Below are 3362 nucleotides of genomic sequence, written 5' to 3'. Positions count from 1 at the left end.
CCGCAGCCCCACCATGGGGCCCACCAGAAAGGTAACGGGGGGGTGGCTTTCCTCCTCCGGGTGTTCGAGGCCGCAGTGTCAGGGCGACGGGCCCCATCGCGCACGATGCAGCAGAATGCGACCGACCTGGCCGCGTGGGCCGAGTATTGGTGGAGCCAGCATGACCCCTCGGCGCCCAACTCGGATGCGGTGGTGACGGGGCTCGTCGTACAGGGTTGCTGGGTTGAGGTCGAGGGCCTCTCGCATGACGAGGCGCTCCTCGTTGCGGGCTGGGCCCAGGGTGCCGGGTACGGTTCGCGACTGCTGGACCCCGCCTCGTGGATGGTCCTTTCTGAGAGCCGTTGGGAGGTGCGATGGCGTCGCGCTCTCATCGTGCGGGCGCTTCGGAGCGGCCTGCTCTCTCCTCGGGACGCTGCCCGAGCACATGGTCTTGTAGGTGAGTTGGGGCGGTGGCTGGCGCGGACGCGGTGGTTCGCGGTTGAGTCGGCTGTGGCAGAGCGGTTGGGTGAGGTGTTTCCACGGTGGGCGAACCGGGTCATCGCTCGTGAGCAAGGGGTTTCTGTCCGTGAGGAGCCCTGGGTGGATGAGGCGGATGCCTGGCCGGCTGAGGCGTGGTCGGTCGTGATCGATGGTCTGACGAGGGAGGACGCGGCCCAGCTGGATGAGTGCATGGACGGCTGGCCGAGGGAACACCGAGAGTGGGGGAGCGATCCGCGCGATCGGCACGTGTCCTTCTCTGATGTGACGCGGGTAGCGGCGGAGGTGCAGCTCTGGGAGGCCGTGCGACGTCGGGATGTGGCCCCCTCCACGTGGTACGCCACTGGCCGCTGGGTGAGGCGCCAACATGCCTGGTTGGCGAGGCGGGCGGCTGGTCGGCCCGCCGAGGGAGTGGGGCGTCGTGTGGAGGCGCCGGAGGACGCTGCGCTGGTGTACGACGCCGACTGGGAGACGTGGATCGACGGACAAGAAGGGCTGTCGGCGGAGCGTGCGCAGGTATTGGTCGAGTTCGCCCGAGAGCGGGGGTACGCCGCCTCTGCGCTCGACCCCGCCGAGTGGATGCCACGCTCGGCGATCCGTGATGACGTCAAGCAGCGTCGTCGAGTGGCGGGTGTGGCGTTGCGTGGTCGAGGCCTCAGCGCAGAGGAGAGGGAGGTCGCCCGTCGGATTCGGCGGGAGGACGGCGCGTGGTTGCGGCGCACACGGTGGTTCACTGTGCGCCAGGGGATTCTCCAGAGGGTTTCTTGGTTGACGCGCCGCATTCGCTGCCTGATCTCAGGCGGGGCGCGGGCCGTGGATCGCGTCGATCCTTGACGGCGGGTCGGCCGACCCGCGCCGGCAAGGCGATCTGCGCGGGCGGTCTTGGCCTTGCGTCCGCGTGAATCGTCACACTACACATGGTGGGAGAGGTGGTTTTGTCATGGGTCATGCTCTGGTTTGGCGGCTGGCGAGAGTGCTGGATGAGTCTTGGAACTTGGCGCGGCTGGACGAGGATCCCGTGCGGGTTATCGGGGCTATGGAATCGGCGAAGGAAGCTCTTAGAGAGATTGATGAAGAGTTGTATTTCACGAGCGACTGGTCGGGGCCGCTGCGACGTTTCCATGCGCGGGATGCGTCACGGGACCGTGCGTCTGAGCGTGCGGATCCTCCGTGGCCAACGAGGCGGGGGGAAATAGACCGCTCGGTGGATGCCTCGGTCTGGGTGACCTACTTGGTATCGGTAGAGAGCGTGGCCGGCTTTATCGATATGGCGCGGCACCGACTTAAGTTAGCCGAGGGGGTGGGCCTCGACGAGGCCGTGTTGGCTCTGATTGTTGCGGATGGTTGGGACCCGAATGGCTGGCCGGGATTGTTTGGTCGCGCTGTGGAACTGGAGGAGCTCAGCGTTGAGCCGATGTCATCCTGTGAGCGGTTGTCATCCTCGGTGTCTGGAGAGGCTCATTCTGGCGGAGGTCACGCTCCCTGCGTTCCCGCGGGTCTAGCCGCCGAGATCGATCCCCATGTGATCGAGTTCTGTGTTGCGTTTGAAGCCTACATAAGCGCTGCGCAGGAATCGCGTGATCCTCAGGTGGTGATGGACCTTGCAGAAGTGGTGCGCGAGACTTTCGCAACCCTGCGCAGTCGCGTCTTTGAGACCACTCCCTGGAGTTTTCCGTTGGCTTTCTATCATTCACTCGATGATGTGTATTGGTCAGATAACGCCTATAAGCGTCGTGCTCGGATTCGGGTTGACCCTGAGGGGGCATCGCTGATCCGTATCATGGTGAAGTACTCGTTTTGGGTGCGGAGCCTCGACGATCTGGATCAACGGATGGAAGCGTACTTTGATTTGGAGGACAGTGAGGATTGGGAGGATGTCTTCAAGATCATGCTCATCTCTGAGGGGTGGGGCCCGAGTGAATATCCTGGTGCGCGATTGGTGCACGCATCTTTGGATCGCCTCGAAGGTGACCGGGTAACACTACCGGCGACGCTGCGTTCACCCACTTTGCTGGCCCTGCGCGCGTCATGGTTCCTCCAAGCGCTGCTCCAGCGCAGGCGAACATGGCGGGGTGAGGATTGCTAAGCGTGAAACGCTCGTCGTATCGCGACAGAGCGTGAAAGGCCACCAGCGGTCGGCATCACAAGGCCAAAGGGGAGGCGTTGCGTTGGAACCTCGATGCAGGCGAGCCATAGTCTCCGCTGTGTGGATGGGTGGGAAGAGCCCGACCCCTGGGGGTGGAGCGTAGACATCCCCGGGCTGGAGCGAGCGGATGCGGCTCGCCTGTATGCAAATCCGGGCTCAGCGGGCCTCCCGGACTGGCTGTCGTTTGACAGTTCACGCACGTCAGTTCGGTGGGTAGCGAACGCGGGTGGGGTGGCGTTCGAAGTGCGGGTTCTGCATGCCGCGGTGTCCGGGCGGGGAAGGCTGCCCCGTGCGTTGCGACAGTTGCGGGCCGACCTCATCCAGGTTGCTGAGGATTGGTGGGGGCAGCGTGACGCGAGCGCGCCTGACGCTGGCGTGACGGTGAAGCTCATCACGGATGGCTACTGGTTGATGGGTGTGGACTCCGAGGAGGAGGCCAGGCTGATGGCGCGGTGGGCGCAGGGAGCGGGGTATCGGCCGCGGTTGTTGGATCCTGCGTTGTGGAGGGTGACCAGCGAGGACCGGTGGCTGGCGCGTAGGCGCCGGGCGCTGTTGAGACGTGCTCTTGGTAGTGGGTCGCTGTCTGCCGAGGATGCTGCCCAAGCACGTGTGGTTCATCGTGAGCTGGGGCGGTGGCTGGCGCGCACCTGGTGGCCCGCGGTGGAGTCAGTCGTGTCGTTTAGGGGCTCATCCGAATTGAGGGTGTAGTTGAGGTCTGAACCCTCCGGTTTCGAGGAGG

2 protein-coding genes are annotated in these 3362 nt (G+C 64.7%); both read left to right on the top strand.

The annotated features are described in order from the left end of the window. The first annotated feature begins 927 nt into the window (after positions 1-927). Positions 928-1311 carry a hypothetical protein gene (locus tag V7E09_RS06815; RefSeq protein ID WP_324512058.1) on the top strand — a complete coding sequence of 128 codons (384 nt, stop codon included), beginning with the start codon at positions 928-930 and terminating at the stop codon, positions 1309-1311. A gap of 106 nt (positions 1312-1417) precedes the next feature. Continuing rightward, entirely contained in the window at positions 1418-2563 is a 1146-nt protein-coding gene (locus V7E09_RS06810) for a hypothetical protein (protein ID WP_324512059.1), read from the top strand. Positions 2564-3362 lie beyond the last annotated feature (799 nt).

It is taken from the genome of Propioniciclava sp., assembly GCF_036744435.1.
Lineage (GTDB): Bacteria > Actinomycetota > Actinomycetes > Propionibacteriales > Propionibacteriaceae > Propioniciclava.
The sequence above is the reverse complement of the archived record's forward strand: the minus strand, read 5'-3'. Positions and strand labels throughout refer to the sequence as shown.

Excerpts from the sequence above, each read along its gene's own strand:
- V7E09_RS06810 (WP_324512059.1), top strand. The coding sequence starts at position 1,418 with ATGGGTCATGCTCTGGTTTGGCGGCTGGCGAGAGTGCTGGATGAGTCT.